Origin of the sequence: Mycobacterium sp. (genome assembly GCF_019247635.1) — a bacterium.
Lineage (GTDB): Bacteria > Actinomycetota > Actinomycetes > Mycobacteriales > Mycobacteriaceae > Mycobacterium.
Genome location: NZ_JAFBAR010000089.1, coordinates 1 through 21,331, shown reverse-complemented (window position 1 = coordinate 21,331; position 21,331 = coordinate 1). Strand labels below are relative to the sequence as shown.

Below are 21,331 nucleotides of genomic sequence, written 5' to 3'. Positions count from 1 at the left end.
CCTGCGGACGATCGGCGCCGGCACGCTCATTTCGGATCGCTGCGAACAAATTCAAACGTTATTGCGACTCTGGCGCGGCAGGACCGAACCGCGGCGTTGGGTTACCTCACGCAGAACTTCGTGCTTGCGTTGTGGCGCAACGGATATCAGGCGCATTCCGCAACCGACGTCGCGCCGTCTTTCACGTCCCTGAGTTGTCCCGAGGGTGAACAAAGCATGCACAAACAGTCGGCTACCTAGAACTACGGTCGCAACAACGCAACAATTACTGCTGGAAACAGTAGTAATGCCGTACCAAGGGTTGGCGGCTGTGTTGGCGCCAACAACAACCTCAAGTCAGGGAGCACCCCAGATGGTTACCCGCTTGCTAGCCGTGTTGGCAGCCGCCTCGATTGGCCTGTTGGCCGCAACGCCGAGCGCGCACGCCGACACGTCCGATGATCGATTCCTGGCATCGCTGAAATCCCAGGGCATCAGCGACCACATGTCCCCGACACACGCGATCGAGGCCGGGCATTTGGTCTGCACGAAACTCGACAACGGCGTGTCGCCCTCCGATGTGGCGAGCGACGTGCTGAACAGCAGCAGTATGCCCGCCTATCATTCCGGCTACTTCGTCGGCGCGGCCATCGACGCGTATTGCCCGCAGCACAGGACCGACGTGCCCGCCACGTAAACCCAATCACGGCCTGTCACAACGCTCGCTGACTGGTGAACTGTCTGCGCGAGCCGCTGAGTGGATCGTCGAAGCCAATGCGCTGCGCCAGCAATTGCAGCGGCATACCGAAATCGTCAGGGGCGACATCAACGACGTTGGGGTACAACGGATCTCCCAGGATCGGCAGACCCAGCGACGCCATGTGCACCCGTAGTTGGTGAGTGCGTCCGGTGCGCGGGGTCAACCGGTACAGGCCGTCGGCGGATATCAGCTCGACCAGCGTCTCGGCGTTGGGCGAACCGGGTTCGCAGACCGCTTGCAGGTGACCGCGCCGCTTGACGATGCGGCTGCGAACCAGCTGCGGCAGCACCAGCGCCGAATCAACCGCCGCCCGCGCCAGGTAGGTCTTGTGCACCGCACCGTTGGCGAAAAGCGTTTGGTACCGGCCCCGCAACTCGCGCCGGGTGGTGAACAGCAGCACCCCGGCGGTGAGCCGGTCCAAGCGGTGGGCCGGGCTCAGCTCCGGCAACGTCAGTTCCCGACGCAGCCGCACCAGCGCGCTCTGCGCGACGTGGCGTCCCCGCGGCATGGTCGCCAAGAAGTGCGGCTTGTCGACAACGACGATGTTCCCGTCCTGATACAGCACCGGCATGTCAAAGGGGACGGGCACCTCTTCGGGCAGATCCCGATACAGGTACACGCTGGCACCCGGGGCGAGCTCGGTGGCCGCGTCGACCACCGTCCCGTCGGCGTCAACCACCTCTCCGGCAAGGACTTTCGCGGCTGCCCGCGCGCCGAACCGGGCGGTCAGCTCGGCCAGCACCGGTCCGCCCCGCAGCCGCACCCGTGCCGGGCCCAAACCGTCGCGAACCGGCAGCGGCGCAGGCCTCAATTGAGTGGCACCGGCTCGAGAATCTCGGCGCGCGCCTCGGGCGCGCTGGCACGCAACTCGTCCGCGGACACGTCGTCGGGCTGAGCCTGGGACAACACCTCGGCCTCCACCCGGGCGGTGTAGTTGTCGACCTCACGCTCGACGTCCGAGACGCTCCAGCCCAGCACGGGCGCGACGACTTCGGCCACCTCCCGCGCGCAGTCCACGCCGCGGTGCGGGTATTCGATCGAGATCCGCATCCGCCGGGCCAGGATGTCCTCGAGGTGCAGGGCACCCTCGGCGACGACGGCGTAGCGGGCTTCCACCTTCAGATAGCCCGGGGCCTCGGTGATCGGGTTGAGCAGGCCCGGAGCGTCCGATGCCAACGCCAGCACCTCGTCAATCAGCGAGCCGTAGCGGTCCAGCAAGTGTCGCACGCGGTATGGGTGCAGGCCTTGCAGCGCGCCGACGTGCTCCGCCTGGTTGATCAGCGCGAAGTAGCCGTCGGCGCCCAGCAGGCTCACCTTCGCGGTGATCGAGGGCGCGACCCGGGCCGGAATGAATTGCACCGCGGCGTCGATCGCGTCGGCGGCCATCACGCGATAGGTCGTGTACTTGCCACCGGCGATAGCCACCAGCCCCGCTGCCGGCACGGCCACGGCGTGCTCGCGGGACAGTTTGGAGGTGTCGTCGCTTTCGCCGGCGAGCAGCGGGCGCAGCCCGGCGTACACCCCGTCGATGTCGCCGTGCGTCAACGGCGTTGCCAGCACCTCGTTGACGGTGCCCAGGATGTAGTCGATGTCGGCCTTGGTGGCCGCGGGGTGGGCCAGGTCGAGGTTCCACTCGGTGTCGGTGGTGCCAATGATCCAGTGACTCCCCCACGGAATGATGAACATGACCGACTTCTCGGTGCGCAGGATCATCGCCGCGTCGCTGACGACCCGGTCCCGCGGGACCACTACGTGCACACCCTTGGAGGCGCGCACCTGAAATCGGCCGCGCTGCTTGGACAAAGCCTGAATCTCGTCGGTCCACACGCCGGTCGCGTTGACCACCACATGGCCCCGGACTTCGGTGATCGAGCCGTCCTCGGAGTCGCGCACCCGAACGCCGGTCACCCGATCGCCCTCGCGCAGCAACGCGACCGCCTGTGTCGAGCTGCGAACGACCGCGCCGTAGTGCGCCGCGGTGCGCGCCACCGTCATGGTGTGCCGGGCGTCGTCGACGACGGTGTCGTAATAACGAATGCCACCGATCAGCGAACTGCGCTTCAGGCCCGGACTCAACCGCAGCGCCCCGGCGCGGGTCAAATGTTTCTGTGCCGGAACCGATTTCGAGCCGCCGAGTCGGTCGTAGAGGAAGATTCCGGCGGCGATGTAGGGCCGCTCCCACCAACGCTTGGTCAACGGAAACAAGAACGGCAACGGCTTGACCAGATGCGGCGCCAACGTGGTCAGCGAGAGCTCACGTTCGTAGAGCGCCTCCCGGACCAACCCGAATTCCAGTTGTTCGAGATAACGAAGCCCTCCGTGGAACATCTTCGACGAGCGGCTCGACGTGCCCGACGCCAAGTCTCGCGCCTCGACCAGGGCTACCTTGAGACCCCGGGTGGCCGCGTCCAGCGCGCACCCCGAGCCCACCACCCCGCCACCGATGACCACAACGTCGAACTGCTCGGTACCGAGTCGTTCCCAGGCCGCCGCGCGTTGCTCGGGGTTTAGCAACGACGCCGGCCGGCGCTCGCCCTCCACCGGATCGTTCGGGTTGCTCACGAAACCAGATTCCTCTCGGTTACTCGTCAGTAGGTGTTGCCCAACCCAGGCTACGTGCTATTTGCGTTGCTTTCTGTCGCGCTTTCAGTCCAGATCGTCGTGCGCCATCAGCCGGCGTGCCGCTTCGGTGATCGAACCGGACAGCGACGGGTAGACGGCCAGCGTCTGCGCCAGCTCGTTGACGGTGATGCGGTTGGTTACGGCCACGGCGATGGGCAGGATCAACTCCGATGCGATCGGCGCGACCACCACGCCACCGATCACCACCCCGGTAGATTGCCGGCAAAAGATCTTGACGAAACCCTGTCGCAGCCCCGACATCTTGGCGCGGGCATTGGTCCGCAACGGCAGCATGAGCGTCCGGGCGCTGAACGACCCGTCGTCGATCGCCGACTGTGGAACGCCGACCGCCGCGATCTCGGGTCTGGTGAAAACCGTTGCCGCGACGGTGCGCAACCGGATCGGGCTGACGCCCTCGCCCAGCGCGTGATACATCGCGATCCGGCCCTGCATCGCGGCGACCGACGCCAGCAGCAGCAGACCCGTGCAGTCGCCCGCGGCATAGATTCCTGACACCGAGGTGCGCGACACCCGGTCCACGGTCAGGTAGTTGCCCGGCCCGAGCTCGATGCCGACCCGCTCGAGTCCCAGGCCGCCGGTGTTGGGCACCGAGCCGATGGTCATCAGGGCGTGGCTGCCCTCGACGGTACGGCCGTCGGTCATCGTGACCAGGACACCGTTGTCGGTGCGGACGACGGAGGCCGCCCGAGCGTTCTTGAACAGCCGGACGCCACGCTCGGCGAAGGACTCTTCCAGCACCAAAGCGGCGTCGGCGTCCTCATAGGGCAACACCCTGTCGCGGCTGGCCGCCACGGTCACCGGTACCCCCAATTCGGTGTAGGCGTGCACGAACTCGGCACCGGTGACCCCCGAGCCCACCACGATGAGGTGCTCGGGCAGCTCCTCCAAATCGTAAAGTTGCCGCCAGGTGAGAATGCGTTCGCCGTCCGGCTGTGCCGACGGCAAAATTCGCGGGCTGGCGCCCGTGGCGATCAGCACGACGTCGGCGTCGTGCTCGCTGGTGGTGCCGTCGGCGGCGGTCGCCCTGACGCGGTGGCGCGCCAGCCCGGGGGTGGGGTCGACCAACTCGCCGCGCCCGGCGACGAGGTGAACGCCCATGCTGCGCAGCTGGGCCGCGATGTCAGCCGACTGTTCGGCGGCCAGCCTCTTGACCCTGGCGTGGATCTGCGGCAGCAAGATCTTGGCGTCGTCGATGTCGATGTCAAAACCCAGTCGCGGGGCCCGGCGCAGCTCGGTGCGCAGCCAGGTGGAGGCGATGAACGTCTTCGACGGCACGCAGTCGTCCAGGACGGCGGCACCGCCGATGCCTTCGGAGTCGATGACAGTGACCTGCGTCGTGTCCGGATGTGAGGTGGCCGCCACCAGGGCGGCTTCGTAACCTGCCGGGCCACCGCCAATGACCACGATGCGCGTCAGCACAGCCCTTAACCTAGCTTGATGGCCGCGCACTCCGCAGAGTGACGTTTAAGCTTTCCCCGTGCCGCTTTACGCCGCCTACGGGTCGAATATGCATCCAGACCAGATGCTCAAGCGCGCACCCCATTCTCCGATGGCCGGAACCGGCTGGTTGCCGGGGTGGCGGCTGACCTTCGGTGGCGAGGACATTGGCTGGGAAGGCGCACTGGCCACGATTGTCGAGGACCCGGATTCGCGGGTGTTCGTCGTGCTCTACGACATGACGCCGGCCGACGAAATGAACCTCGACCGCTGGGAGGGCTCGGAATTCGGCGTGCACAAGAAGATCCGGTGCCGCGTGCACCGCTTGTCCTCGGACACCACCACCGATCCCGTCCTGGCCTGGTTGTACGTGCTAGACGCCTGGGAGGGCGGGCTGCCCTCCGCGCGCTATCTGGGGGTCATGGCCGATGCCGCCGAGATCGCCGGCGCGCCAAGCGATTACGTGCACGACCTGCGGACCCGTCCCGCCCGCAACATCGGACCCGGGACCTAACCTTTCTTGTCGCGACCGTGCGTGTCTGTTCAGGGACACGCCGCTGCGCCTGGCATTCTGCGCACGCTCACGCCGCACGTTGCAGGCGCCGTTCGATCCGGGCGACGAGTTCGACGGGCCGGTACCTGACGTCTTCCGCGACGATCGGCACCACCATCCACCCCAGATCGTGCACCGCCGCGCCGCGTTTGCGATCGCGGAGGAACGCCTGGGGCCCGCTGTGCCAGTCGACGCCGTCGTACTCGGCCGCGACCCGGTATTCGGGCCAGGCGAAATCGAACCGCCAGGTTTCGCCGTTGAGGTCGACGACCTTGTACTGCAACACCGGCGGCGGCAAACCGCCGTCGAGCATGACCAGGCGGGCCTCGCTCTCCATCGGCGACTCGGCCAGCGGCGACGCCAATTCGAGCAACTCCCGCACCGCGACGACACCACGCCGCCCGGAGTGCTGCTTGAGCACGCGCCGCAGTTCGTTGCGGCCGCAAGCACCGCTGCGCAGCGCGGCGTCCAGTGTCGCCAGCGCTCGTGGCCGGCGCAGGCCCCGGGCCACCTCGATCGCCGTCCAGGCCGGCTCGGTGGCCGGGCGTCCCTCGACGACGGATAGCGGCGCGCCCGCACGCCGGTGCACGACCAGACCGCGGGTAGGTCGCAATTGCCGGCCACCCGGATTGAGCACATGGAGGTCCCTGTCCCGTTCGGTGTCGAAGCCGTACGCGGCCGCGGCGGTGCTCAGGCACACCGCGATCCTCGTCCCGGTCGCCAGATCCAGGCCGCGCAGCCGGAGCGCGGCGGTGTCCTCACCGCGGCCGTAAATTCCGTACCAAAGCTTTTGCAGCACACCGCATTTCAAATCGGCTTCCAGGCCGCGTCGGGTGAGGTGGGTCAACGCCTGGGCGGAGGTCACCACGTCGCCTTGCGCAACGAGCAACCCGTCGAGCTCCGCATTCACGCCGGGTATCGTCGGCGCAGCGCGGCGTACCCACAATTCACCCCTGCCGAGCGTGCGCGGAATGCCATAAAGGCGCGGCGTGTCGTGCACAGGCACGCACGCTCGCGGTTAAAAAGTGGCGGCCTGTTCGATGATGTTGACCATCACCCGCATGCCGATGCCCAACGCGCGTTCGTCGAGATCGAACGTCGGCTGGTGCAGATCCAACTGCGGACCCTCGCCCGACCACACCCCCAGGCGGGCCATGGCCCCGGGGATTTCCTCGAGATACCAGGAGAAGTCCTCACCCCCACCGGACTGCCGGGTGTCGGCGAGCACATCGGGGCCGACGGCTTCGATCGCGTGGGTAAGTATGCGCGTCGAGACGTCCTCGTTGACCACCGGCGGAACGCCTCGCCGGTAGTGCAGCCTGTGTTCGATTCCCAACGGTGACAGCAGCCCGGCGACGGCCGCGCGGATCGTCCCCTCGAGCACGAGCCAGGTGTGCCGGCTGGCGGTGCGCACTGTGCCCGCCAGGACGCCGGTCTGCGGAATGGCGTTGGGCGCCACACCGGCATTGACCGCGCCCCACACCAACACCGTGCCGTTGCGCGGGTCGAGGCGACGCGACAGCACCCCGGGCAGCCCGGTGATCAGCGTGCCAAGCCCGTAGACCAGATCGGCGGTCAGGTGGGGGCGTGACGTGTGCCCACCCGGCGAATACAGCGTGATCTCGATCTGGTCGGCCGCCGACGTGATGGGCCCCTGCCTGACCGCGACCTTGCCGACTTCGAGTCGGGGATCGCAGTGCAAGGCGAAGATTCGCGACACCCCGGTAAGCACGCCGGCCGCGATCGCGTCGATGGCGCCGCCGGGCATCAGCTCTTCGGCCGCCTGGAAGATCAGCCGCACGCCGACGGGCAGCTCGGCCACCGACGCCAGCGCCAGCGCCGTGCCCAGCAGGATCGCGGTGTGTGCGTCGTGACCGCAGGCGTGGGCGACGTTGGGCATCGTGGATTCGTACGCCGCGCCGGTGCGCTCGGCCATGGGCAGCGCGTCCATGTCGGCACGCAGCGCGATCTTCGGCCGATGCTCGGGACCGAGATCGCAGGTCAGCCCGGTCCCGCCGGGCAGCACCTTCGGATTGAGTCCCGCGTCGGCCAACCGCTCCGCGACGAACTGGGTGGTGGCGTATTCCTGGCGGCCCAGCTCCGGGTAGCGGTGGATGTGCCGGCGCCAGCCGACCAGGTCGTCGTAGTGGGCGGCCAGCCAGGACTCAGCGGTGTCGACAAGGCTCATGGCGCCGCCTTGCCGGCCCTGAGTTGCTGGGCCGCCAGCACCCGATCCCGCTCGGCGGGGTCCTCCGCCAGCTGGACTACGGTGCGCGCCAGCATGATCGCGCCGTCGACCACCGCGCGGTCGGCACTGGGACCCGCAGCAGCGGCGGCGAACGCGCGCTGGTGGACGGTAGCCCCCCCGGCGTCCACACCGATCACCGGATGGATTCCGGGCAGCACCTGCGTCACGTTGCCCATGTCGGTGCTGCCCAACGGCAACTCCGCCTCGACGGCGGCCGGTACCGGCTCGCGGCCGAGCCGGCGCATCTCCTCCCGGCACACGTCGGCCAGCCATCGGTCAGGTTTGAGTTCCGCGTAAGGCGGTGCGGGCGAGTCGATTTCGTACTCGCAGCCGGCGGCCAGCGCGCCCGCGGCGAAGCACGCGTACAGCCTGCCCTCCAGCTGTCGCAGTGAGTCGGATTCGACCGCCCGCATCGCATACTGCAACGTCGCGCGCCCAGGGATGACGTTGACCGCCTGCCCGCCGTCGGTGACGATCCCGTGCATCATCTGGCCCGGCCAAAGTTGTTGTCGCAGTAAACCGATGGCGACTTGCGCGACGGTCACCGCGTCGGCGGCATTGAGCCCCTGGTACGGCGCGACGGCGGCATGCGATTCCTTGCCCTGGTAGTGCACGGTCACCTCGGACAGCGCCAACGACCGAGCCCCGGCGATGTCGCTCGGCCCGGGGTGCACCATCACGGCGACCGCGACGTCGTCGAACGTTCCGGCCTGCAGCATCAGCGCCTTACCGCCGCCGGACTCTTCGGCCGGCGTGCCCAGCAGGGCGACCGTCAGGCCAAGGTCGTCGGCCACCTCAGCCAGCGCGAGCACGGTGCCCACCGCCGCCGCCGCGATGATGTTGTGCCCGCAGGCATGGCCGATCTCGGGCAACGCGTCGTACTCGGCGCACACGCCGACGACCAGCGGGCCGCTGCCGAAATCGGCACGGAACGCGGTGTCCAAGCCGGCCACCGCACTGACCTCGAAACCGCGCTCGGCGACCAGCGCCTGCGTCTTGGCGCAGCTGCGATGTTCGGCGAACGACAACTCGGGCTCGGCGTGGATGGCATGGGACAACTCGATCAGATCGCCGCCACGGCCCCGAACCAGCCCCTCGACGCTGTCAAGTGCGGTGGTTGGGGGCATGTTGGCAGTATCTCACCATCGCCGGCCGAACCACTTCCCTACTAATACCCAGTGCAACCATCCAAAAAGTATGGTATATGTCCATATGATTGACATCTGGTAGGTACAGCGGAAGGGGTGGGCGTGGCGCGAAATGCGGCGGTGTTCGTTCGGCCCCACGCCGCCTGCTGAGCAGGGATCGGCGACTACCCGCAACTAGAAGGGACTATCGATGAGTTTCATGGTGTTACCCCCGGAGATCAACTCCTTCCAGATGTTCGTCGGTCCCGGTTCTGGGCCGATGCTGGAAGCCGCGGCGGCCTGGGACAGCCTGGCCGCTGAGCTCAGCTCAGCCGCGTCGTCGTTTTCCTCGGTGACCACGGATCTAGCGGGACAAGCCTGGCAGGGCCCCGCGTCCGTGGCGATGACGTCGGCGGCCGCCCCCTACACCAGCTTCCTCAGCGCGGCGTCGGGGCAGGCGCAAGGCGCCGCCGCCCAGGCCAAGACGGTGGCAGCCGCCTTCGAGGCCGCGCAAGCGGCGACGGTGCCGCCGGCCCTGGTCGGTGCCAACCGCGACAATCTGGTGTCGCTGGTCGTGTCGAATCTGTTCGGCCAGAACGCCCCCGCAATCGCCGCCACCGAAGCCCAATACGAGGAGATGTGGGCCCAGGACGTCGCCGCGTTGGTCGGCTATCACTCCGGTGCTTCCGCCGCGGCCGCCGAGCTGACGCCGTGGTCCACCGCAGCGGACTCTTTCGGCGACACCATCTATTCGGTGGAGGCCAACATCCTCGGACCGATCTTCGGGCCAATCGAGCGCCTCCCCGGCTTCACCGTGTTCGGCATCGGCAACCAGCACTTGGTGAACATCGGTGTGGGCAACAGCCAAAGTTGGAACCTGGGCAGCGGCAACGGCGGCGAGGTCAGCGTCGGCAGCGGAAACCTCGGCGAGACCAACTTCGGCAGCGGCAACGTCGGCAGCTTCAACCTGGGTAGCGGCAACCTCGGCAAGTTCAACCTGGGCAGCGGCAACGTCGGTGATTTCAACCCGGGCTTCGGCAACGTCGGTGCCTACAACCTGGGCTTCGGCAACGTCGGCCTGAACGGCACAAACGCCTTCGCCAACATCGGCAGCGGCAATATCGGCAGCAACAACTTCGGTGACGGCAACGTCGGCTCCGGGAACTTCGGCTGGGGCAACACCGGCGCGGGGAACATCGGCTTCGGTAACACGGGCAACGGCAACATCGGCATCGGCCTCACCGGCAACCATCAGACCGGCTTCGGCGGCTTCAACTCCGGCACCAACGACGTCGGCTTCGGAAACTCGGGCAACAACGCCGTCGGATTGTTCAACTCGGGCAACGGGGCCTCGGGCTTCGGAAACTCCGGCGGCGGCGACGTCGGCATGTGGAACTCCGGCTTCGGCCCCGCCCCCGGCTACGGCGTGAACACCGGCATCGGCAACGCGGGCACGTTCACCACCGGCATTGGCAACGCGGGCATCTGGGATACCGGAAGCTTCAACTCGGGCAACCGGAACACCGGATGGTTCAACTCGGGCGACTTCAACACCGGATGGTTCAACAGCGGCAACTACAACACCGGCTTCTTCAACTCGGGCAGCATCAACACCGGCTTCTTCAACTCGGGCGACCTGAACACCGGCACCGGTTCCCCGTGGGACCTACCCGGGACGAGTTCGGGTTACGGAAACACCGGCACCAACAGCTCGGGGTTCAACAACACCGGCGACTACGTCAGTGGCATCCAAAATCAGATCGGTGCCTACGGGTCGGGCGTCCACAACACGACGGGCATCTTCGAGGGCGGGACCACCGGTTACTACAACACCACCCTCGATGGGTACACCTCGGGCTACTTCAATTCGATCAGCCACGGCTTCGTTTCGGGGTTCTTCAACAGCTGAGCGGCTGAACGCTAGGCCCGATTGCCGAGCACCTTGCTCGCACCGTCCGGTGCTCGCCGCGCCGCGGGCGTTCCGGTGCTCGCCGTCGCCCGGCTAGGCTCGCCCACTGTGACCAGCCCACCGACCGATCCCGGTGACCTCGCGCGCCTGGCGGCTCGGGTCATCGCCGAGCGCACCGGGGTCGGCGAGCACGACGTCGCAATCGTGCTTGGATCGGGATGGACGCCGGCGGTAGCGGCACTCGGCACCCCGACGGCCGTGCTGCCCCAAGCCGAACTGCCCGGCTTCGCGCCTCCGACCGCGCTCGGGCATCTCGGCGAGCTGCTGTCGGTACCCATCGGAGACCACCGGGTGCTGGTGCTGGCCGGCCGCATCCACCCCTACGAGGGTCATGACCTGCTGCACGTCGTGCATCCGGTGCGGGCGGCCTGCGCCGCGGGGGCGCGAATCATCGTGCTCACCAACGCGGCCGGTGGACTGCGACCGGACCTGGAAGTCGGCCAGCCGGTGCTGATCAGCGACCACCTGAACCTCACGACGCGGTCGCCGCTGATCGGCCCCCACTTCGTCGACCTGACCGACGCGTATTCACTGCGGCTGCGGCAACTCGCCCGGCAAGCCGACCCCGGATTGACCGAAGGCGTGTACGCGGGAATGCCGGGGCCGCACTACGAGACGCCCGCGGAAATCCGGATGTTGCGGATCCTGGGCGCAGACCTGGTCGGCATGTCGACGGTGCATGAAACCATCGCCGCCCGGGCGGCCGGCGCCGAGGTGCTGGGTGTCTCCCTGGTGACAAACCTCGCCGCGGGGATCACCGGCGAGCCACTCCGGCACACGGATGTACTTGCGGCCGCGGCGGCGTCGGCGAGCCGGATCGGCGCGCTGCTGGCCCTGATTATCGAGCGCATAGCCCGAGTCCCGTCATAGCTTGAGCTCCACCGTGACGCCCGAGGATTGGATCGCGCACGACCCGGACCCGCAGACGGCCGCCGAGCTGGCCGCGTGCGACCCCGACGAACTCGCCGCGCGGTTCGCCCGCCCGCTGAAGTTCGGCACAGCGGGGTTGCGCGGACCGGTGCGCGGCGGTCCGGATGCGATGAACGTCGCGGTGGTGTCGCGAGCCACCTGGGCGCTGGCACGGGTGCTCACCGAACGGCGCGCCGCCCCCACAACGGCGATCGTCGGGCACGATGCCCGGCACGGTTCGAGCACGTTCGCTACCGTAGCGTCGGAAGTGCTTGCCGCCGCGGGGTTTTCCGTGTTACAGCTATCCGGCCCGGTGCCTACGCCGGTGGTCGCGTTCGGGGTCAGGCATACGGGCGCCGGCGCCGGCATCCAGATCACGGCATCGCACAACCCGCCGGCCGACAACGGCTACAAGGTTTATCTCGACGGTGGCGTCCAGATCGTCTCGCCAACCGACCACCAGATCGAAGCCGCGATGTCGGCCGCTCCCCCGGCCGACGAAATCGCCCGCCGGCCCGTCGACCCACCCAACGCCCGCGCCACAGACCTGGTCGAGCGCTATGTCGAGCGGGCAGCCGGCGTCCGGCGCGGCACCGGCTCGGTCCGGCCGGCCCTCACGCCGATGCACGGCGTTGGCGGGGCCGTGGCCCTAAAGGCGTTGCAGCGGGCCGGGTTCGACGACGTGCATACTGTCGCGGCGCAGTTCGCGCCGGATCCCGAATTCCCCACCGTCCCGTTCCCGAATCCCGAGGAACCGGGTGCCACCGACGCGCTGCTCGCGCTCGCGGCCGACGTCGACGCTGACGTCGCGATCGCGCTGGACCCCGACGCCGACCGGTGCGCGGTGGGAATACCCACCCCATCGGGGTGGCGAATGTTGTCCGGTGACGAAACCGGTTGGCTGCTGGGCGATTACATACTCTCGCAGGCACAAGAACCCGCGACGGTGGTGGTGGCCAGCACGGTGGTTTCCTCACGCATGCTGGCGGCGATAGCCGCGCACTACGGCGCGGTGCACGTCGAAACCCGCACCGGCTTCAAATGGCTGGCGCGCGCCGATGCCGACCGGCCCGGGACCCTGGCGTACGCCTACGAGGAAGCGATCGGCCATTGCGTCGATCCCGACGCCGTGCGCGACAAGGACGGCATCAGCGCCGCGGTGTTGGCGTGCGACCTGGTGGCCGCGCTCAAGAACGAGGGACGTTCGGTGCCCGATGCGCTGGACGACCTCGCCCGGCGCCACGGGGTGCACAAGGTGGCGGCGGTGTCGCGTCGTGTCGCAGGCCCCGACGAGGCGGCCGTCTTGATGCGGCAACTGCGCGCGGACCCGCCGGCTCGGCTGATCGGCTTCTTCACTTCTCTTTCCGGTGCTCCTTCCGGCCCAACCGATTTCACCGACATACTGATCTTCACCGGCGGCGACGACGACACGTCGGCTCGGCTCGCGGTTCGGCCATCGGGGACCGAGCCAAAACTGAAGTGCTACTTGGAAATTCGCTGCTCTGTCGCGTCTGCCGCCGAAGATCTAAGTGCCGCTCAGGAACGCGCGGCCGCGCTGCTCGATGAACTGACCGCCGCGGTGCGCGCGTGGTGAGCTATCGGGGACCGAACTGGCGATCGCCCGCGTCACCGAGCCCCGGAACGATATAAGCGATTTCGTTTAACCCGTCATCGACGGCCGCGGTGAACACCCGCGCATGGGGCGCCAATTTCTCAAGTGCCGCAAGGCCTTCCGGCACCGCTACCACACAGAGCACGGTGATATTCGTGGCGCCGCGGCGCAACAGCAGCCCGACGGTGTGCGTGATCGATCCGCCGGTAGCCAGCATGGGATCAAGGACCATGACGGGCACATCGGCCAGATCGTCGGGCAGGGACTCCAGATACGGCACCGGCTGTGCGGTGTCCTCGTCTCGGGCAATGCCGACGAAGCCCACCCGCGCCTGCGGCAGCAACTCGAGCGCCTGATCGACCATTCCCAGCCCGGCACGCAGCACCGGCACCAGCAGCGGTGGATTGGCCAGCCGCGAGCCCACCGTCTCGGCCAACGGCGTGCGGATCGGAGCAGGCTTGGTGGGCGCATCCCGGGTGGCCTCGTACACGAGCATCAGCGTCAACTCGCGCAACGCCACCCGGAAGACGGCGTTGTCGGTGCGCTCGTCGCGCAGCGTGGTCAACCGGGTCGCCACCAGCGGGTGGTCAATGAGGCTCACGTCCACGGATCCCGACCCTAATGGCGATCGCAAGCGCGGCGAAGCCGGGTGCAGCGGGTCGTCATCAGCTGGCCGGGCGATCGCAAACGCGGCGAAGCCGGGTGCAGCGGGTCGCCATCATGGCCGGGCGATTGCAAGCGCGGCGAAGCCGGGTGCAGCGGGTCGCCATCAGCTGGCCACATAACAATCGGAAGTAAGTCTGCTGACACGCTTGCGTCCGTCCCGCGGATCGCCGAAATCCGTTCGTATACTCCCCCGGTGCGACGGGCTCTGAGGGTGTTGGGCGCGATGCTGGTCCTCGCGATGTTGACCTTCCCGGTCAACCCCCGCACGGCCCAGGCGGCTGCGGCCCTGCCGACTCCCGCCCACGTGGTGATCGTGATCGAGGAGAACCGGTCACAGGCCAACATCATCGGAAACAAGTCGGCTCCGTTCATCAATGCGTTGGCCGCGGGCGGCGCGATGATGGCGGCGTCGTTCGCCGAAACGCATCCCAGCGAGCCGAATTATTTGGCGCTGTTCGCGGGCGACACATTCGGCGTGACCAAGGACGTCTGCCCGGTGAACGCCGGCGCCGCACCCAACCTGGCCTCCGAATTGCTTTCTGCCGGCTACACATTCGGCGGCTACGCCGAAGACCTGCCTGCGGTCGGCTCACCCGCCTGCAGCGCGGGCAAGTACGCGCGCAAGCACGTGCCGTGGGCCAACTTCAGCAACGTGCCGCCGGCGAACTCGGTGCCGTTCTCGGCCTTTCCACAACCGGCGAACTACGCGAGCCTGCCCACCGTGTCGTTCGTCATTCCCAACAACGACGACAACATGCATGACGGCTCGATCGCCCAGGGCGACGCGTGGCTGAACCGGCAGCTGTCCAGCTACGCCAACTGGGCCACGACCAACAACAGCCTGCTGATCGTGACCTGGGACGAGGATGATGGCACTCCCCGCAACCAGATCCCGACCGTGATTTATGGCGCCCACGTGCAGCCGGGAACCTACAACGAGACGATCAGCCACTACAACGTGCTTTCCACGCTGGAGCAGATGTACGGCCTGCCCAAGATAGGTAATGCGGCGAACGCGCCGCCGATCGCCACCATCTGGGGCGGGTAACCGCCGGGGCGCGCTCGGGCCGTCGCTATTGTGTGCCGCATGGTTGCTGCCCTCGTGCCCGTCCGCCTGAGCTTGTCCGATGGTGACCGCTACACCCTGTGGGCACCCCGCTGGCGCGACGCCGGCGACGAGTGGGAGGCGTTTCTCGGTAAGGACGAGGACCTGTACGGCTTCGAGACCGTGGCCGACCTGATCGCATTCGTGCGTACCGACACCGACAACGACCTGGTCGACCACCCGGGGTGGGAGGACGTGACCACAGCCCACGCGCACAAACTGGACCCGCCCGACGACCAGCAATTCGACCTGGTGGCCGTCGAGGAGCTGGTGGCGGAGAAGCCCACCGAGGAGTCGGTGACCGCACTGGCGGCCGCGCTGGCGATCGTGTCGTCCATCGGATCGGTCTGCGAGCTGCCGGCCGTGGCGAAATTCTTTAACGGCAATCCGAGCCTGGGCACGGTATCCGGCGGAATCGACTACTTCACCGGCAAAGCCGGGCAGAAGCGATGGAACGCGATCGGCGAGGTCATCAACCGAAGCTGGGACGACGTGCTCAAGGCCATCGACGAGGTCATCACCACGCCCGAAGTCGACGAGGAGATCTCGGCCAAGGCCGCCGAGGAATTGGCGGAGGAACCCGAAGAACCCGAAGAGCCCGACGAGCCCGAAGAAGACGCCGAAGAAGACGCCGAGGAGTCCGACGAGGAGTCCGCCGCGGTTGCCGAAGAGGAAGACGTGGAGGAAGAAGCCGACGAGGACACAGAAGACGAGGACACAGAGGACGAAGAAGACGAGGACGAAGAAGAGGACGCCCGCGCGCAAGGCGACAGCGTCGTGCTGGGCAGCGACGCGGATTTCTGGGCGCAGGTGGGTATCGACCCGATCCGGATCATGACGAGTTCGGGCACCTTTTACACGCTGCGCTGTTACCTCGACGATCGGCCGATCTTCCTGGGCCGCAACGGTCGGATCAGCGTGTTCACCTCGGAGCGCGCGCTGGCCCGCTATCTCGCCGACGAACACGATCACGACCTGTCCGACCTCAGCACCTACGATGACATCCGCACCGCCGCGACCGACGGCTCACTGGCCGTCCAGATCACCGACGACAACGTCTACGTGCTGAGCGGACTCTCCGACGATTTCGCCGAAGGGCCCGACGCCGTGGATCGCGAGCAACTCGACCTCGCCGTCGAGTTGCTCCGTGACGTCGGCGACTACTCGGAGGAGAGCACAGTCGACAAGGCCCTGGAAACCGGCAAGCCGCTGGGCAAGTTGGTGACCTACGTGCTGGAACCCGGCTCGGTCGGCAAGCCCGCGGCTCCGTACTCGGCGGCGGTGCGCCAATGGGAGCAGCTGGAAAAGTTTGTGGATTCGCGGCTTCGGCGCGAATAGCGGTGCAGGACTGCTCAAGCGTCGCTCGAGTTTCCTGGCGACCACGGCGGATTTGCTCGGCACCAGGCGAATTTGCCGACGCGTTGTGGGGGGTGCTGGCCAGGCGCGTTTGACGGACCACCCATCCTGCTCTTTACTGGCGGCAGCATCCGCCCGTTTTCCGGGGAACGGCCAGGCAGGGCCCCGCATCAGCCCAGACAGGCCCCAGATAGGCCCAGATAGGTAGGTGAGTCGGTGTCGCTGCCCGGGATCGGCGTCCTGCCGCTGTACGGGTTCCAACGCCCGGGCATGTTGCTGTTCGGGTTGGTCCCGCTGGCGCTGTTGGGCTTCTACATCTTCGTTCAGGCTCGACGCCGACAGCGGCTGCACCGGTTCACCGATGCGCAAGTGCCGCAGCCGGTGTGGCGTCACATTCCCCTCGTTGTCTCTCTGCTCAGCCTGGTCCTGCTGACCGTGGCGCTGGCCACCCCCACCCACGAGATGCGCATACCGCGCAACCGCGCCGTCGTGATGCTGGTGATCGACATGTCCAACTCGATGCGGGCCACCGACGTCGAACCCACCCGGCTCAAGGCCGCCGAGCAGGCCGCGACGCAGTTCGCCACCCAACTGACGCCGGGAATCAACCTGGGACTGGTCGGCTTCGCCGGAACGCCGTACCTTCTGGTTCCGCCGACCCCGCAGCACCAGGCGGTCATCGACGGGCTGCAGAAGCTGCAGTTCGCCGACAGCACCGCCACCGGCGAGGCCATCCTGACGGCCCTGCACGCCATCAGCGCCTCGGCCGTGGCCGGCGGAGACACCCCACCGCCGGCACGTATCGTGTTGCTCTCCGACGGCGGTGAGAATAAGCCGTCCAACCCCAGCGATCCGCACGACGGCGCCTACACGGCGGCGCGCCTAGCCAAGGATCAGGGCGTGCCGATTTCGACGATCTCGTTCGGGACGCCCAACGGCACCATCGAGATGAGCGGGCAGCGCGTCGCGGTTCCCGTCAAGCCCGATCAGCTCAAGACCATCGCACGCCTGTCTGGCGGGCAGCCGTACACCGCCAGCAACCTCAGCGAACTCCACAAGATCTACGACTCCATCGAAAAGGACATCGGTTATCGCATCGTGCCCGGGCCCGGCAGCGCCGGTTGGCTGCGGCTTGCTGTCATCGTGGCCCTCGTCGCCGCGGGACTGGCGTTGCTGATCAACCGGCGCCTGCCGGTGTGAGGCACCTCAGGCAGGCAGCCTGCGGTTCAGGAACAGGCCCGCCAGCACGGCGCCGGCCATGACCACCGCACCGAGCAGCATCCAGGCGCCGCTGGCGTCACCGCGGACGGTTTCGTAGCCGATCTGCTTTTGCAGGGTCGAGTAGACGTTCCGGAGCGATTCCAGGCTGTCGGCGTGGAACGCCTGGCCGTCGGTGATCTCGCAGATTTTCTTCAAGGTCTGATCGTCCACGGGAACCGGGATGGTGGAGCCGTTGTACTCGACGGTGCCGTCTGGCGTGCCGAACGAGATCGTCGATATCTGCACGCCCTCGGACTTGGCGGCCCGAGCCGCGGTGAATGCACCCTGCGGCGCGTTCGGGTCCAGTGGCACATTCTCGGCGCCGTCGGACTCGAGCACGATCCTGGCCGGTGGCGGCCCGTCGCCGCCGCCCATCACCGACCCGACCGTCGCGATTGCCTGCAATGCCGTCAGAATGCCCTCTCCGGTCGCGGTTTTGGGGGCCGGCTGCAGCTTGTCGATGGCCGCTTTCACCGCGGCGCGGTTGGTCGTGGGGGAGACCAACAGCGTGGCGGTGGCCGCGAACTCCACCAGGCCCAGGTTGATGGCCGGGGTCAGCTCGTCGGCGAATTGCTTTCCGGCCTCCTGCGCGGCGGCCAGCCGGTTCGGCGGGACGTCGTCAGAAGCCATGGATTCCGAGACGTCGATGACCAGCATCACCACGGCGCGGTTGAGCGGGATCCGGACGTCGGACGTGGGGCCGGCCATCGCCGTCGTCAGCAGCACCAGCGATGTGACCAGCAGGATCGTCGGCACATGGCGCCAGCGGCTGCGGCGCGCGGGGGCAACTCGCTGCAACACCTCCATGTTGGCGAATCGCAACACCCGCCGACGCCGCACGAACAACATGGCGACGTAAACCCCCACCACCAGCAGCACGGCCAGCAGGAACAGGAAGAACCAGGCGTTATGAAAGCCGGTCAACGAAACGGGGCCGAGCAGGGGCAACTTCACCACACCAAGGTGCTGGCCGGACGGGCCGTCGTCAAGTTGGGTGCTCGCCGGCTTCGGCTAGCGCCAGCCCGCCGGAAGGTCGATAAGGTGGTTTGGGCAGTAATCTTGGACCGCCCGAGACATGACATTCCTGGCGTCCTCCGCCGTCATAGTGGCCCGCAACATCATGAAGGCGTATTCGGCTGGCGCGTAGCCCTGGTCGTGCCCGGATGGATCGTCCATCAGCTGGCATGCCTGCATCTCCTGGCTTGTGTTGGCGTGCGCGACACCGGAGCCGAACAGCACGACGCCCACCAGGCTGCCGGCGGCCATCACGACAATCCTCATGGGCGTATCCTCCTCCGTCACGCCACCAGTCGGAACCATCCGCGCCGTGGGCCGATGCCTTCAACGTAGTAGAACATCCGGTCGGCGCGGCCGACGCCGGTGTTCAATGCGAGACGCCCATATTGGAAGGGTTTCGGCGCGCACGCCTGCGCGCTCCGCATCGCTGCTGGCGGCGGTGGCGTCCTATACCTCGATCCGCGAACCCATGACCACGGTTCGGTTGCTCGGCAAGCCGAAGTACTCGGCGGCGTCCGCGGCTATGTAGGCGGTGGCGATGAACAGCCGCTTGCGCCACGCCGGCATAGTCGGCGCCGAGCCTCTCCGGAGTTCAACCTTGGAAAGGAAATACGATGCGTCGTCTATGGCGATTTGGCCTTCGCTTTGCTGCGGCTCGAGCAGGCGCAGCGCGTCCGGGATGTTGGGCCGTTCCGTGTACCCGAAGCTCGCGGTGACGTGGATGACGCCGTCTTCCGCGTAACCCAGCGGGTCGACTTCTACTCGCTCCGTGTCCGGCACCCGCGGCACCGGGCGGATTTCGATCGACATGATCACCACGTGTTCGTGCAGGACGTGGTTGTGTTCGACATTGGCCCGCATGGCCAGCGGCGCGGTGTCTTTGCCGCGGTTCAGGAATACCGCCGTGCCGGCGATTCGTAGCAGGGGCGGCTGATAGATGGCCAGCTGATCGATAAATTCGCGCAGTGGGCCCTCCGCTCGCGCCCGGGCCTGCGTGACGAGCTGGCTGCCCCGCTGCCAGGTGGTCAGCACCGTGAAGGCCGAGGCGCCGATCAACAGCGGTACCCACGCTCCGTGAACCAGCTTGGTCAGGTTGGCCGCGAAGAACATCAGGTCTACCGACAACAACGTGGTCGCGCCAATCACGATCAGCCACAACGGTGTTCGCCAGCGTGTGCGTGCGATATAGAAGAACAGCAGTGTGGTGATGGTGATCGTGCCGGTCACCGCCATGCCGAACGCAAACGCAAGCGCCGCCGAGCTGCGGAACGCGAACACCAAGATGAGCACCGAGACCATCAGCAGACCGTTGATCCAGGGCACATAGATCTGGCCGATGGTCGACTCGGACGTGTGCACGACCCGCACCCTGGGCAGGTAGCCGAGTTGAGCGGCTTGCGATGCCACCGAATAGGCCCCCGTGATCACCGCCTGGGACGCGATCACTGTTGCCGCCGTCGCCAGCAGCACCATCGGCAACCGCGCCCACTCCGGGGGAAGCAGGAAGAAGGGGGCGTCGACGACAGTCCTGTTGCCCAACAGGAGCGCCGCCTGACCGAAATAGCTGAGCACGCACGCCGGCATCACCACAAACACCCACGCCCGGGTGATCGCCGGCCGGCCGAAGTGCCCCATGTCGGCGTAGAGCGCCTCCGCGCCCGTCACCGCCAACACAACAGCGGCTAACGAAAAAAACGCCACGTCGAAATGCTTAACCACGAACATCAACGCGTATACCGGCGACAACGCCCGAAGGATTTGTGGGTGCGTGGCAATGCCCCCTACTCCGCAGGCGCCAATTGCGGTGAACCACACAATCATCACGGGTCCGAACAAGCGACCAATGGCGGCGGTGCCGCGGCTCTGAAAGGCGAACAGGATAACGATGATCACCGCGGTGATCGGCACGACCCAGCCCCCTAAGTGCGGTTGAACAACTTTGAGACCCTCCACCGCCGAGATCACCGAAATCGCCGGCGTGATCATGCTGTCGCCAAAAAACAACGAGGCGCCGAAGATGCCGAGCGCGGCCAACAGCGTCGCTATGCGCCCACTCCCCCGGCCGGCGAAGCGGCGCACCAGCGTGATGAGCGCCATAATGCCGCCCTCGCCGTCGTTATCGGCGCGCATCACCAGAGTCACGTAGGTGAGCGTGACGATGACCATCACCGACCAGAAGACCAACGACACGATCCCGTAGAGATTGTCGGTGGTGAGCGGTATGGGATGGGGGTCGTGGGGGTCGAAGATCGTCTGGATCGTGTAGATCGGACTTGTCCCGAGGTCACCGAATACGACGCCGAGCGCGCCGATCAGCAGTGCGGGGCGGGCCTTCTGGGAGGCGAAGATGCGGCGAAGCGGCAAGGCGGGCCGAAGGTGCGCGTGCATGGCGGGGTTCCTTTGCCGGAGGGGCGTGGCGGCGGGTCGATCGTAAGGCGTAACCCTGAACCGCTCTATTCGAGCTGGGGCCCGCCCCTCGCGGGCGGATGCCTCAAACCTGAAATGCCTGTGCCACCAACACCGCGTTGTCCGAAGCCATTTGGGCCGATCAGAAGTTCACCAAGCGCGCAAGAATTTCTCAAGAGGCCGGCGTTACGTTGCGATCTGATAAAAGCGAAAGGAAGCGCTGTGGACATCAGGATGAAGAAGGCCATTGTCGGCACACTGCTGCCGGTCGGCGTTGCGGTGGC

18 protein-coding genes are annotated in these 21,331 nt (G+C 67.0%); 8 read left to right on the top strand and 10 right to left on the bottom strand.

Going from position 1 to position 21,331, the window contains the following annotated elements; translation table 11 throughout:
- The first annotated feature begins 352 nt into the window (after positions 1–352).
- Positions 353–676 carry a DUF732 domain-containing protein gene (locus JO236_RS13885; RefSeq protein WP_293330980.1) on the top strand — a complete coding sequence of 108 codons (324 nt, stop codon included), beginning with the start codon at positions 353–355 and terminating at the stop codon, positions 674–676.
- A 16-nt stretch (positions 677–692) separates the two neighbouring features.
- On the opposite strand, the gene JO236_RS13880 is transcribed toward JO236_RS13885, so the two are convergent.
- The 3 genes from JO236_RS13880 to JO236_RS13870 form a co-directional block, all read right to left on the bottom strand.
- Positions 693–1,550, bottom strand: coding sequence for a pseudouridine synthase (locus JO236_RS13880; protein WP_293330977.1), 858 nt, complete (start codon positions 1,548–1,550; stop codon positions 693–695).
- A complete protein-coding gene (locus tag JO236_RS13875; RefSeq protein ID WP_293330974.1) occupies positions 1,547–3,301 on the bottom strand; it encodes a glycerol-3-phosphate dehydrogenase/oxidase in 1,755 nt (584 codons plus the stop codon). Before JO236_RS13875 ends, JO236_RS13880 begins: the two co-directional genes overlap by 4 nt.
- A gap of 84 nt (positions 3,302–3,385) precedes the next feature.
- Positions 3,386–4,801: an NAD(P)H-quinone dehydrogenase gene (locus JO236_RS13870; protein ID WP_293330971.1), complete on the bottom strand. Its 1,416-nt coding sequence runs from the start codon at positions 4,799–4,801 to the stop codon at positions 3,386–3,388.
- 58 nt (positions 4,802–4,859) lie between these two features.
- On the opposite strand from JO236_RS13870, the gene JO236_RS13865 reads away from it, so the two are divergent.
- Positions 4,860–5,333 carry a gamma-glutamylcyclotransferase gene (locus tag JO236_RS13865; protein ID WP_293330968.1) on the top strand — a complete coding sequence of 158 codons (474 nt, stop codon included), beginning with the start codon at positions 4,860–4,862 and terminating at the stop codon, positions 5,331–5,333.
- A 67-nt stretch (positions 5,334–5,400) separates the two neighbouring features.
- Here the strand turns inward: JO236_RS13865 and JO236_RS13860 are convergent, their stop codons facing one another.
- The 3 genes from JO236_RS13860 to JO236_RS13850 form a co-directional block, all read right to left on the bottom strand.
- Positions 5,401–6,282 carry a hypothetical protein gene (locus JO236_RS13860; protein WP_293330965.1) on the bottom strand — a complete coding sequence of 294 codons (882 nt, stop codon included), beginning with the start codon at positions 6,280–6,282 and terminating at the stop codon, positions 5,401–5,403.
- A gap of 108 nt (positions 6,283–6,390) precedes the next feature.
- Positions 6,391–7,560, bottom strand: a complete 1,170-nt coding sequence (locus tag JO236_RS13855; protein ID WP_293330963.1) for a M20 family metallopeptidase — start codon at positions 7,558–7,560, stop codon at positions 6,391–6,393.
- Positions 7,557–8,747 carry a M20 family metallopeptidase gene (locus JO236_RS13850; RefSeq protein ID WP_293330960.1) on the bottom strand — a complete coding sequence of 397 codons (1,191 nt, stop codon included), beginning with the start codon at positions 8,745–8,747 and terminating at the stop codon, positions 7,557–7,559. The genes JO236_RS13855 and JO236_RS13850 overlap by 4 nt, the downstream gene beginning before the upstream one ends.
- Before the next feature lie 211 nt (positions 8,748–8,958).
- On the opposite strand from JO236_RS13850, the gene JO236_RS13845 reads away from it, so the two are divergent.
- From JO236_RS13845 to JO236_RS13835, 3 genes are all read left to right on the top strand, one after another.
- On the top strand, positions 8,959–10,656 hold the full coding sequence (locus tag JO236_RS13845; RefSeq protein WP_293330957.1) for a PPE family protein: 1,698 nt from the start codon (positions 8,959–8,961) through the stop codon (positions 10,654–10,656).
- A gap of 108 nt (positions 10,657–10,764) precedes the next feature.
- Entirely contained in the window at positions 10,765–11,586 is an 822-nt protein-coding gene (locus JO236_RS13840) for a purine-nucleoside phosphorylase (protein WP_293330954.1), read from the top strand.
- A 13-nt stretch (positions 11,587–11,599) separates the two neighbouring features.
- Complete coding sequence (locus tag JO236_RS13835; RefSeq protein WP_293331100.1) at positions 11,600–13,219, top strand: phospho-sugar mutase; 1,620 nt, start codon at positions 11,600–11,602, stop codon at positions 13,217–13,219.
- Between the two features lies 1 nt (position 13,220).
- Here the strand turns inward: JO236_RS13835 and upp are convergent, their stop codons facing one another.
- On the bottom strand, positions 13,221–13,844 hold the full coding sequence (upp, locus tag JO236_RS13830) for a uracil phosphoribosyltransferase (protein ID WP_293330951.1): 624 nt from the start codon (positions 13,842–13,844) through the stop codon (positions 13,221–13,223).
- Positions 13,845–14,126: 282 nt separating this feature from the next.
- Here upp and JO236_RS13825 point away from each other — a divergent pair, with 282 nt between their 5' ends.
- The 3 genes from JO236_RS13825 (at position 14,127) to JO236_RS13815 (ending at position 17,564) form a co-directional block, all read left to right on the top strand.
- Entirely contained in the window at positions 14,127–14,951 is an 825-nt protein-coding gene (locus JO236_RS13825; RefSeq protein ID WP_293331097.1) for an alkaline phosphatase family protein, read from the top strand.
- A gap of 39 nt (positions 14,952–14,990) precedes the next feature.
- A complete protein-coding gene (locus tag JO236_RS13820; protein WP_293330948.1) occupies positions 14,991–16,346 on the top strand; it encodes a primosomal protein in 1,356 nt (451 codons plus the stop codon).
- A gap of 234 nt (positions 16,347–16,580) precedes the next feature.
- Positions 16,581–17,564, top strand: coding sequence for a VWA domain-containing protein (locus JO236_RS13815; protein ID WP_293330945.1), 984 nt, complete (start codon positions 16,581–16,583; stop codon positions 17,562–17,564).
- A 6-nt stretch (positions 17,565–17,570) separates the two neighbouring features.
- Here JO236_RS13815 and JO236_RS13810 read toward each other — a convergent pair whose 3' ends face one another.
- From JO236_RS13810 to JO236_RS13800, 3 genes are all read right to left on the bottom strand, one after another.
- Positions 17,571–18,578: a VWA domain-containing protein gene (locus JO236_RS13810; protein WP_293330942.1), complete on the bottom strand. Its 1,008-nt coding sequence runs from the start codon at positions 18,576–18,578 to the stop codon at positions 17,571–17,573.
- 57 nt (positions 18,579–18,635) lie between these two features.
- On the bottom strand, positions 18,636–18,905 hold the full coding sequence (locus JO236_RS13805; RefSeq protein WP_293330939.1) for a hypothetical protein: 270 nt from the start codon (positions 18,903–18,905) through the stop codon (positions 18,636–18,638).
- Between the two features lie 183 nt (positions 18,906–19,088).
- On the bottom strand, positions 19,089–21,029 hold the full coding sequence (locus JO236_RS13800) for a potassium transporter Kup (RefSeq protein ID WP_293330936.1): 1,941 nt from the start codon (positions 21,027–21,029) through the stop codon (positions 19,089–19,091).
- Positions 21,030–21,331 lie beyond the last annotated feature (302 nt).

Bases quoted from the DNA above. Each gene is read 5' to 3' on its own strand.
- JO236_RS13885 (WP_293330980.1), top strand. From the start codon at position 353: ATGGTTACCCGCTTGCTAGCCGTGTTGGCAGCCGCCTCGATTGGCCTG.
- JO236_RS13855 (WP_293330963.1), bottom strand. From the start codon at position 7,560: ATGAGCCTTGTCGACACCGCTGAGTCCTGGCTGGCCGCCCACTACGAC.
- JO236_RS13850 (WP_293330960.1), bottom strand. From the start codon at position 8,747: ATGCCCCCAACCACCGCACTTGACAGCGTCGAGGGGCTGGTTCGGGGC.
- JO236_RS13845 (WP_293330957.1), top strand. From the start codon at position 8,959: ATGAGTTTCATGGTGTTACCCCCGGAGATCAACTCCTTCCAGATGTTC.
- JO236_RS13825 (WP_293331097.1), top strand. From the start codon at position 14,127: ATGCTGGTCCTCGCGATGTTGACCTTCCCGGTCAACCCCCGCACGGCC.
- JO236_RS13820 (WP_293330948.1), top strand. From the start codon at position 14,991: ATGGTTGCTGCCCTCGTGCCCGTCCGCCTGAGCTTGTCCGATGGTGAC.
- JO236_RS13805 (WP_293330939.1), bottom strand. From the start codon at position 18,905: ATGAGGATTGTCGTGATGGCCGCCGGCAGCCTGGTGGGCGTCGTGCTG.
- JO236_RS13800 (WP_293330936.1), bottom strand. From the start codon at position 21,029: ATGCACGCGCACCTTCGGCCCGCCTTGCCGCTTCGCCGCATCTTCGCC.